The organism is Kitasatospora sp. NPDC008050 (assembly GCF_042957465.1).
Classification (GTDB): Bacteria; Actinomycetota; Actinomycetes; order Streptomycetales; family Streptomycetaceae; genus Kitasatospora.
The window spans coordinates 63,390-78,035 of the sequence record NZ_JBIBIJ010000004.1 but is presented as its reverse complement, the minus strand read 5'-3'; the positions used below and the strand labels follow the sequence as shown (position 1 = coordinate 78,035).

The window sequence follows — 14,646 nt, the reverse complement described above, 5'->3', positions numbered from 1 at the left end:
GTCCACCACGCTAGGCCCCTGCGCTGCGGGGCGCGCGGGGGTGACGCACGATCAGTGCATGGACCTTCCCGTGATGCCGCCCGTCCAGCCGATGCTGGCCAAGGCGGTCGACGAGATCCCCCCTGGGATGCACTACGAGGCCAAGTGGGACGGCTTCCGGGCGATCGTCTTCCGGGACGGCGCCGAGGTGGAGGTGGCCAGCCGCACCGGCAAGTCGCTGGCCCGGTACTTCCCCGAGCTGCTGGAGGCCTGCCGCGCCGAGCTGCCGGGCCGCTGCGTGGTCGACGGCGAGATCGTGCTGGCCCACGACGGCCGGCTGCACTTCGAGGAGCTGCAGGAGCGGATCCACCCGGCGGCCTCCCGGGTGCGCAAGCTGGCCGCCGAGCACCCGGTCAGCTTCATCGCCTTCGACCTGCTGGCGCTGGACGACCAGGCGCTGACCGAGCAGCCGCTGTCCGTCCGCCGCCCCGCGCTGGTGCGCGCCCTCGCCGACGCCGGCCCCTGGCTGCACGTCGCACCGGCCACCCGGGACCGGGAGCTGGCCGGCGACTGGTTCACCCGCTTCGAGGGCGCGGGGCTGGACGGCATCGTGGCCAAGCCGCTGGACCAGCCGTACCGCCCGGGGGTCCGCTCGATGTTCAAGATCAAGCACGGCCGCACCGCCGACTGCGTGGTGGCCGGCTACCGCGAGCACAAGGACGGCCAGGGCGTCGGTTCGCTGCTGCTGGGCCTGTACGACGCGGCGGGCACGCTCCAGCACGTCGGCGTCTGCGCCTCCTTCACCGCCGCCCGCCGCCGCGAGCTGGCCGCCGAACTGGCTCCGCTGCGGCTGACCGACCCCGCCGAACACCCCTGGGCCGCCTGGACCGAGGCGAGCGCGCACGAGGCGGGCCGGATGCCCGGCGCCCCCAGCCGGTGGAGCGGCGGCAAGGCCGCCAAGGAGACCGCGTGGGTCGCGCTCCGCCCTGAGCGCGTCTGCGAGGTCGCGTACGATCACATGGAAGGGACCCGGTTCCGGCACACCACCCGCTTTCAGCGCTGGCGCCCCGACCGGACCCCGCGAAGCTGCGACTACGGCCAGCTGGAGGAGCCGGTCGGCTACCACCTGGCGCAGCTGCTGGACGACGGCAGGTCGCCGGACCGGTGACGCGCGAGGACGTGGCCACCGGCGCGGCACCCGAAGGGACAGCAGGTGAGGATCATGGTCCTGTCACGGCACGAGGCTCGGGAGAGCCGACGGATCGAGGCCAGGCTGACGGCCGAGGATCCACAGCTGGCCCGCCGCTTCGAACAGTGGCGCCGCAGCCGCGAGCGAGTCGCCGAAGCCGCCATGCTGGCCACCGGGCGTGGCGTGGAGAACCCGCTGGACGACTCCGCCACCCGCCTGCGGCGCCTGTGGCACGAGCTGCTGCGCGGCCGGATCCCGCTGCCCTAGGACCCCGTATGGAACCAGGACCCCCGCACGGAGGAGCCAGGCCCTCGCACGGACCCGCCCCCGGCGCCCACGGTTCTCCCCCGGGCTGGACCGGATCCCCCGATCGGGCGCACCCGCGCGGCCGCGCCACCCGGCGGACCGTTCGTTTTGGCACCATCGACTCAGGGGACACGCGAGGCCGAGAAGGTGAGAGCGGATGTCCAGCGACGCGATCGTGCTGCTGAAGCAGGAACACAAGGAGCTGCAGCGGCTCTTCAAGGAGTACCGCGCACTCGGCGCCGACCGGACCGAGGCCCGCGGTGATCTCGCGCTGCACATCGTGCACGACCTCACCGTGCACTCCTACCTGGTCGACGAGGTGCTGTATCCGCAGGTCAGCGCGGTGCTGCGGGATCCGGCCCACGAGGCGCTGCGCGGCTACCGGGACCACCGGGTGATCGACCGGCTGTGCGAGGAGGTCGCGGCGCGCTCCCCAACCGAGCCGGGCTTCACCGGCCAGGTGGACGCCCTGTTGTCGGCCGCCACCCAGCAGATGAGCCAGGAGGAGCGCGAGTGGTTCCCGCAGCTGCGGGCCGCGCTGCGCCGCACGGACCTGCAGCAGATCGGCACCCGGCTGCTGGCCGTACGCGAGACCGCGCCACGCCACCGGCCGGGACCGGTTTCCGGCACCCCCTCGGGGGCACCGGGCTAGACGGGGGCGTGAAGAGCACGGGGGCACCGAGCACCATCAGCCAGCACGACAGCCAGGAGGCACCCGCTATGCAACCGACCGCCACCCCGGACGGCGACCCTGGGGGCGTCGCCGCCCGCAGCCTGCTCGACGACCGGCTGCTGCACGAGCTGGAACAGCTCCACCGGACCAGGCACGAGACCTTCCTCTACGGATCCGACGACGCGCTGCGGCACCACGACGAACGCACCGCCGCGCTGGAGGCGGAGTATCTGCGGCGCTTCCCGAACCGCCTGGTCACCGCGGGGCGCACCCGCTCCGGTGCCCGGGCCAGGGAGACGGCCGCACACATCGAGGCCACCCCGCAGTGACCCGACCCAGCGCCACGGAGACCGCCGTGGCACCGCGCAGCGAGGAGGGCCCGATGAGCCAGGAGGGCGCCGACCGGCGCCGGCGCGAGGTGCTGCGCCTGTACGCCGAGGCGCTGGCCTCGGTGGGGCGCCGGGTGCAGGGCGTGGCCGCCAACCAGTGGCGGACGCCGAGCCCCTGCTCGGCGCAGTCGGTCCGCGAACTGGTCAACCATCTGACGGTCGAGCAGCTCTGGGTGCCCGAGCTGCTGCGCGGCGCCACCCCCTGCCAGGTGGGCGGTCGGTTCGCGGGGGACGTGCTGGGCGCCGACCCGGCCGCGACCTGGTGCGCCGCGGCCGCCGCCGCCCAGGCGGCGTTCGGCGAACCGGGGGCGCTGGGGCTGGCGGTCCGGCTGTCCACCGGCGAGCGGCCGGCGCTGGAGTACTGCGCGCAGCTGACCGTCGACCTGACCGTGCACACCTGGGACCTGGCCAGAGCCACCGGTCAGGACCCGCACCTGGCACCCGAGCTGGTGGAGTTCGCGTTGCACGAGCTCGCGCCACGCCCGGGGCCACCGGTCGCGGTCGGGTGCTTCGCGCCCGCGGTGCCGGCCGCCTCGCAGGCCGATCCGCAGAGCAGGATGCTCGGCCTGGTCGGCCGTCGGGCCGCACCGCAGCCACCGTTCGACCCCGAACTCACCGACTGAAAAGATCATCCGGCAAACCGGTCGAACTCGCCCGCCTCGCCCGCGCCTGAACGCGCGTCACGCCGGCCCGACGATCGGTCAGACGCAGATCCGCCCTGGTCATCGACCTGGGCGGATCGTCCGGTATCGTCCCGCTCTCAAGACGCAATGCCCCCGGCCGGCCGCCAGGGCGCGTCTCATAGGTCGCGCCCGGCGGGAACTATGAGACACGCCCCAGGTCCGCCGGGGCGGTGCGCTCTCACCACTGTGCGCCTACGTTCTCAGGGAGCAATCTCAGTGCACCACCCTCTGCGCCGGACTCTTCCGGCTCTGGCGGCGCTCGGCATAGCCGTGACCGCCCCCCTCCTCGTCGCCGGGCCCGCCCAGGCCCACGACGGCGCGCGCTGTGACGACGCAGGTCTCAGCTACTCGACCGACGGCACGAACTGGGTCACCAGCGGCGGCCTGTCGGGCACGACCGGCAGCGTGCAGGTCAAGGTCGACGGGGCCAGCAAGGGCTGCTCGTACCAGGTCTCGCTGGCCTCCTACAGCACCCAGGGGCCCACCTGGGCCAGCTCCGGCGCCCAGACCTTCCTCGGCTGGGCGACCACGACGCTGACCAGCACGACGCCGCAGGCCACGCTGGACATCAGCGCCCACCTGCCGCAGTGCTACGGCCAGATCGACCTGTACAGCGGTTCGGTCAAGCACGACGGGGTCAGCGCCCCGGCGCCGCACTACCCGACCGGCGTCTACAACGGCAACCTGATCAGCGCCTGGAACGGCGGCGCGGCGTGCCAGACCCCGACGCCCACCCCGACGCCCAGCGTCCCGGTGCCGACCCCGTCGGCCGGCGCGAGCGTCCCCGGCGTCCCGTCGCCCTCGGCGTCGGCCGCCACCTCGCCGAGCCCCTCGGCCGGCGTGCCGGCGCCCAGCGCCTCGGCCCCCACGGGCACGCCCAGCGCCTCGCACTCGGCCTCGCCGAGCGCGTCGACCTCGACGGGCCCGAGCACCAAGCCGAGCGCCTCGGCCACAGTGCGGCCCACCGGCTCCGCTTCGGCCTCCGCGGTCGCCGTGGCGAGCCCGTCCTCGCCCGCGCCCACCGCGTCGGCCGACGCCACCGGTGAGCCGGTCGGCACGCCGTCGGTGAAGCCGGTCTCGGCCACGCCCACCGGCCTGGCCTTCACCGGCACCAACGGCACCCAGCTGACCGCCTTCGCGGGCGGCGGCGCGGCGCTGCTGGTGATCGGTGCCGGCGCGGTGTACTTCACCCGCCGCCGCAGCGCCCAGCGCTGACCCACCCGCGCCCGTGTCACCGGCCCACCTCGGCCGGTGACACGGGCGTTTCACGGCCCGGCCCCTACTGGCGGACCCTCTAGCTGTCGGCGGCCCGGGCCGCGCCCCGTACCTCCAGGCCGGCCAGCAACTCCGCGGTGGCCGCGGCGATGTCCGCGACGGCCTGGTCGAAGACCACCCGGTTGTGCGCGGCCGGCGCCCGGAACCCGGAGACCTTGCGGACGTACTGCAGCGCCGCCGCGTGGATGTCGGCCTCGGTGACCTCGGGCGAGACGGGCGGACGGAGGGTCTTGATGCTTCGGCACATGCCTCCAGTCTGCTCCTCGCACCCCGGCCCCCGGCCCCCCGGAACCCCCCGCGCCCCCGCACCCGGCTGCCCCCACGGCCAGAAGTAGCGCCTCCCGCGGCACCGGGCGAGCATGAGGGCATGCTGCTGGCCGACCTCGCCCGGACCTCGCAGGAGGTCGCGGCCACCTCGGCCCGCTCCCGCAAGACCGCGCTGCTGGCCGAGCTGTTCCGGGCCAGCGAACCGGCCGAGGCACCCACCGTGATCACCTACCTGGCCGGACGCCTGCCGCAGGGCCGGCTCGGGGTGGGCTGGAAGCTCCTCGCCGAGCCCGTTCCCCCGGCCACGGAACCGGCCTTGACGGTTCCTCAGGTCGCTGCCGCGCTGGACCGGCTCGCCGCCGTGCACGGCACCGGTGCCCAGGCCGAGCGGCGCCGCCTGCTGGTCGGGCTGCTGGCCGCCGCCACCGTGCCCGAGCAGGAGTTCCTGATCCGGCTGATCGGCGGCGAGGTGCGCCAAGGCGCCCTGGACGCACTGGCGGTGGAGGCGCTCGCAGCGGCGGCCGGCGCGCCCGCCGAGCAGGTGCGCCGGGCGGTGATGCTCGGCGGCACGCTGGGCGCGGTGGCCGAACGGCTGCTGGCCGACGGCCCGGTGGCACTGGCGGACTTCCGGCTGACCGTCGGCCGCCCGGTGCTGCCGATGCTGGCGCAGAGCGCGAAGAGCGTCACCGAGGCACTGGAGCGGCTCGGCCCGTGCGCGGTGGAGGAGAAGCTGGACGGCATCCGGATCCAGGTGCACCGCGACGGGCAGGCAGTGCACGTCTACACCAGGACGCTGGAGGAGATCACCGACCGGCTCCCCGAGGTGGTGGCCGCGGCACTGGCGCTGCCCGTGGCGCGCGCGGTGCTGGACGGCGAGGTGATCGCGCTGGACGCCCGGGGCCGGCCGCGCCCGTTCCAGCAGATCGCGGGCCGGGTCGGCTCCCGGCTGGACGTCGCCGGCGCCACCGAGTCGGTACCGCTCTCGCCCGCCTTCTTCGACCTGCTGGCACTGGACGGCCGGGACCTGCTGGACCTGCCCGCCGAACGGCGGCACGCCGAGCTCGCCCGCCTGGTACCGGAGCCGCTGCGGGTGCGCCGCCTGGTGGCGGCGGACCCGACGGACCCGGCCACCAGGCAGGCGGCCGAGGCCTTCGCCACCGCCGCACTGGCCGGCGGGCAGGAGGGGGTGGTGGTCAAGGCACTGGACGCCCCGTACACGGCGGGCCGCCGCCAGGCGTCCTGGCTGAAGGTGAAGCCGGTGCACACGCTGGACCTGGTGGTGCTGGCCGCCGAATGGGGGCACGGACGCCGGGCCGGGCGGCTGTCCAATCTGCACCTGGGCGCGCGGCGGGCGGACGGCTCCTTCGCCATGCTCGGCAAGACCTTCAAAGGGCTGACCGACGCGCTGCTCGACTGGCAGACCGGGCAACTGGACCGGCTCGCGGTGGAGCGGCCGGCCTGGGGCGTGCGGGTGCGCCCCGAGCTGGTGGTGGAGATCGCCTTCGACGGCGTGCAGCGCTCGTCCCGCTACCCCGAGGGGGTCACACTGCGCTTCGCCCGGGTGCTGCGCTATCGGGAGGACAAGCCGGCGGCGCAGGCGGACACCGTCGAGGCGGTGCGGGCGCTGCTTCCGGAAGAACGTTGAGAAATCCTGGCCGGCGGGAAATATCTGACTAGTCAGTTACTGTTCGATCAGATGACAGCCCGTACCGCCAGCTCGAGGAGAGCCACCCATGTCCAAGATCACCGTCTTCGGCGCCAACGGCACCATCGGCAGCCGCATCGTCCGTGAGGCGCTGAACCGCGGCCACCAGGTCACCGCCGTGGTCCGCGACCCCGCCAAGATCACCGAGACGCACCCGGCACTGACCGTCACCAAGGGCGACGTGCTCGACCCGGCCTCGGTCAGCGCCGTCGCGGCCGGCCAGGACGTGCTGGTCAGCGCCGTGGGCGGCGGGGACGGCCCGGGCCACCTGGCCACCATCGAGCCCTCCTCGAAGTCCCTGGTGGCCGGCCTGCGGGCGCTGGGCGACGGCGCGCCGCGGCTGATCGCGGTCGGCGGCGCCGGCTCGCTGCGCACCCCCGACGGCAAGCAGGTCTGGGACAAGGAGGGCCTGCCCGGGTTCCTGCTGCAGATCATGCACGCACACGGCGACGCGCTGGACTTCTACCGCACCGTCAGCGACGTGGCCTGGACCAGCCTCAGCCCGGCCGCGCTGATCGAGCCCGGCGAGCGGACCGGTGCCTACCGCACCGGCCTGGAGGACCTGCTGCTCGGCGCGGACGGCACCAGCCGGATCTCCACCGAGGACTACGCCCTCGCGCTGGTCGACGAGATCGAGCAGCCGGCGCACCTGGGCGAGCGCTTCACCGTCGGCTACTGAGAGCGACCACCCAGGGCCGGTCCGGGGCCGCCGGTCGCTCGCTGGACCAGCGGCCCTGCTCCGGCGACGATGGGGCACCGGTCGGCGCGGCCCGTGGTGCCCTGTCGGTCGGATCCCGAAGACCGAACAGGACCACAGGAGTGCCACCCGTGCCGGATCCCGATCCGCAGCCCCGCACCGCCGCGCAGGTCGCCGCCGACCCGCGGATCCAGGCGATCGGCGTGCTCTTCAACACCTCCGCGCTGATGGAACGGCTGCTGGGCGGTGCGATCCAGCGGGCGGCGGGCATCAGCCACTCGATGTTCGAGGTGCTGCTGATCCTGGCCGCCCACTGCGAGGGCACCCCGATGAGCCGCCTCTCCGGTGGCCTGGTGCTCACCAGCGGCGGCGCCACCCGGCTGATCGACCGCATGGTGGAGGCCGGCCTGGTCACCAGGTCACCCTCCCCCGCCGACCGGCGGGTCCAGTTGGTGAGCATGACCGAACAGGGCGAGCGGACCCTGGTGGCCGCCGCCGCGGCCCACACGCGCGAGGCCGAGCGGCTGATGCACGGCGCGCTGTCGCCCGGCGAGGCGACCGGCCTGGTGGCGGCGCTGGACCGGCTGGGCACCCACGCCCGCGCCGAGCTGCCACCCCTGGGCTGACTCCCCGGCCGGACACAACCCGCCGGGCACGGGGCCGTCAGGACCCGGTGCGGTCAGGACCCGGTGCAGTCAGGACGAGGTGCCGTCAGGGCGAGGTGCTGTCAGGGCGAGGTGCTGTCAGGGCGAGGTGCTGTCAGGGTGGCCGTCCAGCCGCCCCGACCAGTGCGGCTCCACCGCCGCCCAGCCGCTGGCCCAGCGCCGCCCGCTGCGGCACTCGATCACCCGTCGGCGCACCGCGTAGCCGATCAGCACGGCCGCGCTGGCCAGCAGCCAGACGCCGGTGCCCGTCCCCACCGCCAGCAGGGACAGGCCCAGCCGGGAGGGCGGCGGGTCGGCGAGGGCGCCGTCGTCGGTCACCCAGAGCGGCACCCTGCCGCCCTCGACGGCCGACTGCGGCAGGTCGATCCGGCCGGTCACCAGATGGCCCGCCGGATAGGTCCAGGTCACGATCACCCCGTCGCCGCCCTTGAAGCGATGGCCGGGCGAGGTGGCGTCAGGCAGGGCCGCGCCGGTCAGCACCGCCTCGATCCGGTGCAGACGGGCGGTGCGGTCGGCGGCCCGGGCATCCGCGCCGAGCACGCCATGGGCGGCCGGCAGGGCACCGAGCAGCAGCGCGGCCAGCAGCCCGAGGACGAGCAGCAGCAGCGCCCGGCTGCGGGCGCGGTCCACCGGGCGACAGAGCGGGCCGAGGTCACCGCCCAGTGCGCACCGCAGGTGCTGCCAGGCCGCATTGGGTGTTCGACGCCCGGACAGGACCCGCCGGTTCGGCTGCTCGGGCCGTTCCGGCGGTGGGTGGGAACCAGGGTTGCGCCGCACGGTCATCCCTCCCCTCCCGTGCCGCACCGATAATCTGACGATAACTCAGCCATAGGCCCCAACGGCAAGGGTCAGGACGGGGCGGATCCGCGCCATCGCGGTGGGCGGATCACCCGTCGGTGCCGGCCGGACAGACACCGAAGGCGGCACCCTGAGGGTCGCCCAGCACGGCGATCCGGCGACCTCCCGCCAGGTCCATCGGCCCCATCAGCGCCCGGCTGCCGAGCCCCTCGGCCCGCCGCACCGTGGCGTCCACGTCCGCCACCGCGAAGTAGGGCAGCCAGTGCGAGGGGACCTCGGGCCCGAACTCCTCGCCCAGGGCCGTCATACCGCCGAAGTCCGCCCCGTCGATCCCCCACTGCGAGTAGCCCGTACCGGCGTTGAGGCTCCAGCCGAAGACCTCGCGGTAGAAGGCGGTGGCCGCCGGCACGTCGCGGGTGTGCAGCTCGACCCAGCCGAGCGAGACGGCCTCGTTGATCACCGCCGCCCCGTGGAAGGCCCGCGCCTGCCAGAGCGCGAAGACCGCGCCCGTGGGGTCGGCGGCCACCGCGAAGCGGCCCGCGTCGAGGACGTCCACCGGCTCCACCACCAGCCGACCGCCCGCCCGGCTCACCGCCGCCACGGCGGCGTCGGTGTCGGGCACCGCGAACGAGACGCCCCAGGCGGTGGGCTGTCCGGGGGCGTAGAGCGGACTGAGCGCGGCCACCGGCTCCTCGCCGCGCAGCAGCATGGTGTAGCCGCCGGCCTCCGGCCGAGGGTCGGTCTCGGCACGCCAGCCGAAGAGCCCGCGGTAGAACTCCTTGGCGGCCACCGGATCGGCCGTCCCCAGCTCCACCCAGCACGGCCCGCCGGTGACCACCTTGTCGTACTTCACCCTGGTTTCTCCCTCGGACAGGCTCTGGCCGGGACTCTAGCGGCCGCCGTCCGACCCGCCCGGGCAGCGCGCCACGGCCGGACGATGGATTTCACCCTCCCTCCGGGACGCCCTCGGTGGCGCGCGTGATCCGGCCGCCCAGCTCGCGCAGGTGGTCGATGAGTTCGGCCGGCTCCTCCACCTCGAAGTCGCAGCCGAGGGTGAGCAGCCGGAAGGCCAGCCACTCCAGGGTGTCCGCGCCGCTGTGCAGCCGGCAGCTCCGCTCGTCCAGCTCCTCCACCTCCACCGGCGCCCCGCCGAGCCGGCGGGCCGCCTCGGCCGCCGACAGCCGCAGCACCACCACCGCCCGGTAGGTCTGGGCCCGCACACGCAGCTTGGCCGCGACGTAGGCGGCCGCGTCCGGCGCGGGCAGCTCGCGCGGCGCGCACCGCACGCCGGTCGGCTCCGCCGCCGTGATCCGGTCCACCCGGAAGATCCGCCAGTCGTCCCGGTCGTTGTCGAAGGCGACCAGGTACCAGCGGTGCCCGGTGGCGACCAGCCGGTGCGGCTCCACCTGGCGCCGGCTCTCGGCGCCGTCCGCGGCCCGGTAGCCGAAGCGCAGCCGCTGCGGCCCCGCCACCGCGCCGGCCAGCACCGCGAGCAGCTCGGGATCGATCGCGGGGCCGCCGCCGGGCAGTGGGACGGTGGCCGCGTTGAGCGCGGTGACCCGGTGCCGCAGCCGGGTGGGGAGCACCTGGGCCAGCTTGGCCAGCGCCCGCACCGAGGCCTCCTCTATCCCGCTGACCGCGCTGCCGGCCGCCGTCCGCAGCCCGACCGCGATCGCCACCGCCTCCTCGTCGTCCAGCAGCAGCGGCGGCATCGCCTTGCCGGCGGCCAGCCGGTAGCCGCCGACCGCGCCGAGGCTGGCCTGGACGGGGTAGCCCAGCTCCCGCAGCCGCTCCACGTCGCGGCGGATGGTGCGCGAGCTGACCCCCAGCCGTTCGGCCAGTTCGCTGCCCGGCCACTCGCGCGGGGTCTGCAGCAGGGAGAGCAGCTTGAGCAGGCGGGCCGGTGTGTCGGTCATGACGCCAACGATGCCAGTCATCTGGGACAGGAACTGGCCTAGATGGGGTCTACTCTCCCTTTTCGTCGACCCCACGCACGACCACGCACGACCACGCACGCCAGGAAGGCATTCACCTGATGACCAGCGCACCCCCGACAGCAGCCGACCAGTTGTCGGCCGTCCACGATCGGCGGCGCTGGATCGCGCTGGCGATCGTGATGATGGCCTCGTTCATGGACCTGGTCGACGTGACCATCGTCAACGTCGCGATCCCGAGCATCCAGGACCACCTGGGCGCCTCGTTCAGCGCCATCCAGTGGGTGACCGCGGGGTACGCGCTGGCCTTCGCGATCGGCCTGATCACCGGCGGGCGGCTGGGCGACATCTACGGCCGCAAGCGGGTCTTCCTGATCGGCATCGGCGGCTTCACCGTCGCCTCCGCGCTCTGCGGCCTGGCCGTCGACCCCGGGATGCTGGTGGCCACCCGGATCCTGCAGGGCGCCACGGCCGCGCTGATGGTGCCCCAGGTGCTGTCGATCATCCACACCAGCTTCCCGGCCCACGAGCGCGGCAAGGTCTTCGGGATGTTCGGCGCGATGGTGGGCCTGGGCGCGGTCAGCGGCCCGCTGCTCGGCGCGCTGCTGACCGAGTGGAACCTGGGCGGCCTCGAATGGCGCCCGATCTTCCTGATCAACCTGCCGGTCGGCGTGGCGGGCCTGCTGCTGGGCCGGCGCTTCATCGACGAGTCGCGCGCGGCCAGGAGTCTGCGCCTGGACCTGGTGGGCATGGCGCTGGCCGCCCTGGGCCTGCTGATGCTGCTCTACCCGCTCACCCAGGGGCGGGACTCCGGCTGGCCGCTGTGGGGCTTCGTCTCGATGGGCCTGAGCCTGCCGACGCTGGCGCTGTTCGTCCGCTACGAGCGGTTCAAGGCCCGCAAGGACGGCTCACCGCTGGTCGAGCTGTCGCTCTTCAAGGTGCGCAGCTTCGCCGGCGGCATCGGGGTGCAGCTGGTCTTCGGGGTGACCTGCGGCATCTTCTTCCTGGTCTGGACGCTGTGGATGCAGATCGGCCTCGGCTGGAGCCCGCTGCGGGCCGGCACCACCGGCGTCCCGTTCTCGATCGCGGTCTCGGCGGCGGCCGGGATCTCGGTCCAGCAGCTGGTGCCGCGCTTCGGCCGCAAGGTGCTGCAGGCCGGCGCCCTGGTGATGGCCACCGGCGTACTGCTCTACCTCTGGGAGGCCCACCGCTACGGCACGGCCATCCACTCGTGGCAGATGGCGCTGCCGCTGGTGGTGATGGGCCTGGGCATGGGGCTGATCGTCGCGCCGCTGACCGACGCGGTGCTCGCCGAGGTGCCGCGCGAGCACGCCGGGTCCGCCTCCGGCCTGATCAACACCACCCAGCAACTGGGCAACGCGCTGGGTCTCGGCCTGGTCTCGGTGGCCTTCTTCGGTGTGGTGGACGGTGCGGCGCCCGGCCGGACGGTGGGCGCCGTTTTCACCCAGGCCTTCAGCCACTCGCTCTGGTGGCTGGTCGGCTGCCTGCTGATGGTCTTCCTGCTGATGTTCGCGCTGCCGAACCGGAGGCCGGCCACGGCCGAGCCGATCGAGGAGGGCAAGGCCGAGGCCGATCGCGAGCCGCTGCCGGTCGGCTGACCCCCCGCCCCCGGCAGCCGGCCACCGCCGCAGCCGGACCACGGACCGCGCCGGACCACAGACCGCGCCGGGCCGCTGACCAGCCGTCAGCAGCCCGGCGCGATGGCGCTCAGCCCACAGTGGTCTGCCCCGCGGCGTTCAGCCCAGCCGGGCCGGCGTGGGCCAGGACCAGCCGTGCACCGCGTGCTCCAGATCGGCCAGCAGGTCGCTCGCCGGCACCACGAGCACCTCGCAGCGCGCGTGCGCGTGGCAGTGCCGGGCCACCGAGCCGTGCCGCAGCCGGGCCACCCGGCCCGGGCGGCCCGCGCCCACCACCAGCAGGTCGTCCGGTCGGTCGGCGGCCGCCACCAGGGCCGCACCGGCCTCGGCCCGCACCACCCGTGGCCGCAGCAGCACCCCGGCGGGGTAGCCGCCGAAGGCCTGCTCGAAGATCACGTCCAGCCGGCGCCGCGCCGCGTGCTCCAGCTCGGACAGCGGGCGCAACGGGTCGTCCGTGGGCAGCCAGGCGGCCACCGGCACCAGTTCCGCATCCCGGTACCGGGCCTCCCGCACCGCGCGATGGACGGCCGCCAGCGAACTCACCGAACCGCTGACCCCGACGATGACCCGTCCCTGGTCAACCATGGCGACCGCATCCTCTCCGTGGGCCGGCCGTCCACGCCGACCGCATTCGACGCGCCCGGGACCCGGCTCCCCATCCATTGGAGACCAGAAGCCCTGCTCGGGGAGCCTGCCTTGACGCGCGCCCTACGCCGCGGGCCCGCTCCTTGACGGTTCCTGTACGTCCGGCGCAGTGGCCGCGCGGTGCAGGAGCAGCAGCGCGGCGTCGTCCTCGGCGTCCAGCCGCTCGCCGAGGGTGTCGCGCACGTGGTCGGCGAGCGCGGGCAGCTCCGCCGGGCCGCTCCCGAACACCTGGGCCAGCCGCGCCAGCCCGACCTCCAGGTCCTCGCCGGGCCGCTCGACCAGGCCGTCGGTGTAGAGCACCAGGGTGTCGCCGGGGGCGAGCTGGAAGTCGGTGTGCGGGTAGCCGGCCGGGGCCCAGTCGACGGGCAGGCCCAGTGGCAGCCCGGTGGCCACCTCGATCCGGGTCACCGTGCCGTCGGCGTGCCGCACCAGCGGCGGCAGGTGTCCCGCGTTGGCCGCCCGCACCCAGCCGGTGGCGAGCGCGACCTGCGCGTACAGGCAGGTGGCGAACCGGTCGGCGTGCAGCTCGGCGAGGAACGCCGAGGCCCGGGCCAGGACGGCGCCGCTGCTGTGCCCCTCGGCGGCGTAGGCGGTCATCGCGATCCGCAGCTGCCCCATGATCGCGGCGGCCTCGGTGTCGTGGCCCTGCACGTCACCGATCGCCACCCCGACCACGTCCTCGGCCAGCGCCACCGCGTCGTACCAGTCCCCGCCGATCCAGACGCCCTCGCGCGCGGTGCGGTAGCGCACCGTCAGAGCGCCGCCGACCAGCACCGGCAGCCGGCGCGGCAGCATCGCGTTCTGCAGGCCGGCGGCGATCTCCCGGGACTGGTCGACCAGCATGGCCCGCTGCAGCGACTGCGCGATCGCGCTGGCCAGCGTGGTGAGCAGGGTCCGGTCCTGGCTGCTGAAGCTGCGCTTGCCCTCGTAGACGAGCGCGAGCGCGCCGATCGGGCGGCCCTGGGCGGTCAACGGCAGGAAGGCCGCGGCGGTGGCCAGGCTGTCGGTCAGCTGGTCGGCCAGGTCCGGGTAGCGGCGCACGAAGGCGTCGCGCGAGGTGAAGAAGGCGGCCTCCCCGGTGCGCACCACGTCGTTGAGCGGGCGCGGCTCGGTCAGCCGGGCCCGGTGCAGCTCGCGCAGCCGCACGTTCACCCCGCCCACCGCGCCGACCAGCTTGATCCGGCCCTGGTCCACCACCCCGAGGGTGATCCCCTGGGCGCCGAGCCGGCGCATGCTCTGGTCCCCCGTCAGCACGGCCACCACGTCGTCCACGCTGAACGCCTCGCCGAGCGCCCGGGCCACCTCGCGCAGCGCGGCCTCCTGGCGCTGGCGGTCGTCCTCGGCCATCAGCCGCAGCGCCGAGTGGGCCAGCTCCTGGGTGGCGTCGCGGACCACCCCCACCACCCGCAGGCCCGGGTCACGGATCGCCTGGCCCTGGGTGTGGGCCCAGTGCACCGAACCGTCCCGATGGCGGATCCGGAAGTAGCTGCTGTACGAGTCGGTGCGCCCGGTGCGGATCTCCTGCACCAGGGTGACCAGCCGCAGCACCTCCTCCACCGGGATCCGCCGGGACAGGCCGGCCACCATGCCGCTGTACTCCTCGGGCCGCAGGTCGAAGACGGCCAGGCCCCCCTCGTCCAGGGTGAAGCGGCCGGTGGCGGGGTCCCACTCGAAACAGCCGAGCCCGGTGGCGGCGATCGCCTCCACCGGGTCGACGTGCGGGTGCGGTCGCTCGGTCATCGTCTGCCAGCCTTTCCCGGCAACTGAGGCACCGCCACCGGGA

The 14,646-nt window shown here is 74.6% G+C and carries 16 protein-coding genes; 10 read left to right on the top strand and 6 right to left on the bottom strand.

Features of this window, described 5'->3' with window-relative positions:
* Window positions 1-58: 58 nt before the first annotated feature.
* The 6 genes from ACFZB9_RS09620 (at window position 59) to ACFZB9_RS09595 (ending at window position 4,434) form a co-directional block, all read left to right on the top strand.
* A complete protein-coding gene (locus ACFZB9_RS09620) occupies window positions 59-1,147 on the top strand; it encodes an ATP-dependent DNA ligase (protein WP_391445307.1) in 1,089 nt (362 codons plus the stop codon).
* Window positions 1,148-1,201: 54 nt separating this feature from the next.
* Window positions 1,202-1,435, top strand: coding sequence for a DUF3040 domain-containing protein (locus ACFZB9_RS09615; protein ID WP_391445305.1), 234 nt, complete (start codon window positions 1,202-1,204; stop codon window positions 1,433-1,435).
* A 196-nt stretch (window positions 1,436-1,631) separates the two neighbouring features.
* Complete coding sequence (locus tag ACFZB9_RS09610; protein WP_391445303.1) at window positions 1,632-2,126, top strand: hemerythrin domain-containing protein; 495 nt, start codon at window positions 1,632-1,634, stop codon at window positions 2,124-2,126.
* A 68-nt stretch (window positions 2,127-2,194) separates the two neighbouring features.
* A complete protein-coding gene (locus ACFZB9_RS09605) occupies window positions 2,195-2,476 on the top strand; it encodes a DUF6158 family protein (protein WP_391445301.1) in 282 nt (93 codons plus the stop codon).
* A 26-nt stretch (window positions 2,477-2,502) separates the two neighbouring features.
* A complete protein-coding gene (locus ACFZB9_RS09600) occupies window positions 2,503-3,159 on the top strand; it encodes a TIGR03086 family metal-binding protein (protein ID WP_391445300.1) in 657 nt (218 codons plus the stop codon).
* A gap of 330 nt (window positions 3,160-3,489) precedes the next feature.
* Window positions 3,490-4,434 carry a hypothetical protein gene (locus ACFZB9_RS09595; protein WP_391445298.1) on the top strand — a complete coding sequence of 315 codons (945 nt, stop codon included), beginning with the start codon at window positions 3,490-3,492 and terminating at the stop codon, window positions 4,432-4,434.
* Window positions 4,435-4,513: 79 nt separating this feature from the next.
* Here ACFZB9_RS09595 and ACFZB9_RS09590 read toward each other — a convergent pair whose 3' ends face one another.
* Complete coding sequence (locus ACFZB9_RS09590) at window positions 4,514-4,741, bottom strand: DUF2277 domain-containing protein (RefSeq protein ID WP_391445296.1); 228 nt, start codon at window positions 4,739-4,741, stop codon at window positions 4,514-4,516.
* A 120-nt stretch (window positions 4,742-4,861) separates the two neighbouring features.
* Here ACFZB9_RS09590 and ACFZB9_RS09585 point away from each other — a divergent pair, with 120 nt between their 5' ends.
* The 3 genes from ACFZB9_RS09585 (at window position 4,862) to ACFZB9_RS09575 (ending at window position 7,789) form a co-directional block, all read left to right on the top strand.
* A complete protein-coding gene (locus ACFZB9_RS09585) occupies window positions 4,862-6,406 on the top strand; it encodes an ATP-dependent DNA ligase (protein ID WP_391445294.1) in 1,545 nt (514 codons plus the stop codon).
* 88 nt (window positions 6,407-6,494) lie between these two features.
* Complete coding sequence (locus ACFZB9_RS09580) at window positions 6,495-7,145, top strand: NAD(P)-dependent oxidoreductase (RefSeq protein WP_391445292.1); 651 nt, start codon at window positions 6,495-6,497, stop codon at window positions 7,143-7,145.
* Between the two features lie 149 nt (window positions 7,146-7,294).
* The gene (locus ACFZB9_RS09575; protein ID WP_391445291.1) at window positions 7,295-7,789 is read left to right on the top strand and encodes a MarR family winged helix-turn-helix transcriptional regulator; all 495 of its coding nucleotides are present in this window, start codon (window positions 7,295-7,297) and stop codon (window positions 7,787-7,789) included.
* Between the two features lie 117 nt (window positions 7,790-7,906).
* Here ACFZB9_RS09575 and ACFZB9_RS09570 read toward each other — a convergent pair whose 3' ends face one another.
* The 3 genes from ACFZB9_RS09570 to ACFZB9_RS09560 form a co-directional block, all read right to left on the bottom strand.
* A complete protein-coding gene (locus ACFZB9_RS09570) occupies window positions 7,907-8,611 on the bottom strand; it encodes a hypothetical protein (protein ID WP_391445290.1) in 705 nt (234 codons plus the stop codon).
* A 103-nt stretch (window positions 8,612-8,714) separates the two neighbouring features.
* Window positions 8,715-9,479: a VOC family protein gene (locus tag ACFZB9_RS09565; RefSeq protein WP_391445289.1), complete on the bottom strand. Its 765-nt coding sequence runs from the start codon at window positions 9,477-9,479 to the stop codon at window positions 8,715-8,717.
* 91 nt (window positions 9,480-9,570) lie between these two features.
* A complete protein-coding gene (locus ACFZB9_RS09560) occupies window positions 9,571-10,542 on the bottom strand; it encodes a helix-turn-helix transcriptional regulator (RefSeq protein WP_391445288.1) in 972 nt (323 codons plus the stop codon).
* 119 nt (window positions 10,543-10,661) lie between these two features.
* Between ACFZB9_RS09560 and ACFZB9_RS09555 the strand changes: the two genes are divergently transcribed.
* Window positions 10,662-12,179, top strand: coding sequence for an MFS transporter (locus ACFZB9_RS09555; protein WP_391445286.1), 1,518 nt, complete (start codon window positions 10,662-10,664; stop codon window positions 12,177-12,179).
* A 138-nt stretch (window positions 12,180-12,317) separates the two neighbouring features.
* On the opposite strand, the gene ACFZB9_RS09550 is transcribed toward ACFZB9_RS09555, so the two are convergent.
* Together ACFZB9_RS09550 and ACFZB9_RS09545 are read right to left on the bottom strand one after the other, a co-directional pair.
* Window positions 12,318-12,803, bottom strand: a complete 486-nt coding sequence (locus ACFZB9_RS09550) for a universal stress protein (protein WP_391445284.1) — start codon at window positions 12,801-12,803, stop codon at window positions 12,318-12,320.
* Window positions 12,804-12,926: 123 nt separating this feature from the next.
* A complete protein-coding gene (locus ACFZB9_RS09545) occupies window positions 12,927-14,603 on the bottom strand; it encodes a SpoIIE family protein phosphatase (protein WP_391445283.1) in 1,677 nt (558 codons plus the stop codon).
* Window positions 14,604-14,646 lie beyond the last annotated feature (43 nt).

Excerpts from the sequence above, each read along its gene's own strand:
- ACFZB9_RS09620 (WP_391445307.1), top strand. The coding sequence starts at position 59 with ATGGACCTTCCCGTGATGCCGCCCGTCCAGCCGATGCTGGCCAAGGCG.
- ACFZB9_RS09615 (WP_391445305.1), top strand. The coding sequence starts at position 1,202 with ATGGTCCTGTCACGGCACGAGGCTCGGGAGAGCCGACGGATCGAGGCC.
- ACFZB9_RS09610 (WP_391445303.1), top strand. The coding sequence starts at position 1,632 with ATGTCCAGCGACGCGATCGTGCTGCTGAAGCAGGAACACAAGGAGCTG.
- ACFZB9_RS09605 (WP_391445301.1), top strand. The coding sequence starts at position 2,195 with ATGCAACCGACCGCCACCCCGGACGGCGACCCTGGGGGCGTCGCCGCC.
- ACFZB9_RS09590 (WP_391445296.1), bottom strand. The coding sequence starts at position 4,741 with ATGTGCCGAAGCATCAAGACCCTCCGTCCGCCCGTCTCGCCCGAGGTC.
- ACFZB9_RS09585 (WP_391445294.1), top strand. The coding sequence starts at position 4,862 with ATGCTGCTGGCCGACCTCGCCCGGACCTCGCAGGAGGTCGCGGCCACC.
- ACFZB9_RS09580 (WP_391445292.1), top strand. The coding sequence starts at position 6,495 with ATGTCCAAGATCACCGTCTTCGGCGCCAACGGCACCATCGGCAGCCGC.
- ACFZB9_RS09570 (WP_391445290.1), bottom strand. The coding sequence starts at position 8,611 with ATGACCGTGCGGCGCAACCCTGGTTCCCACCCACCGCCGGAACGGCCC.
- ACFZB9_RS09560 (WP_391445288.1), bottom strand. The coding sequence starts at position 10,542 with ATGACCGACACACCGGCCCGCCTGCTCAAGCTGCTCTCCCTGCTGCAG.
- ACFZB9_RS09555 (WP_391445286.1), top strand. The coding sequence starts at position 10,662 with ATGACCAGCGCACCCCCGACAGCAGCCGACCAGTTGTCGGCCGTCCAC.
- ACFZB9_RS09550 (WP_391445284.1), bottom strand. The coding sequence starts at position 12,803 with ATGGTTGACCAGGGACGGGTCATCGTCGGGGTCAGCGGTTCGGTGAGT.
- ACFZB9_RS09545 (WP_391445283.1), bottom strand. The coding sequence starts at position 14,603 with ATGACCGAGCGACCGCACCCGCACGTCGACCCGGTGGAGGCGATCGCC.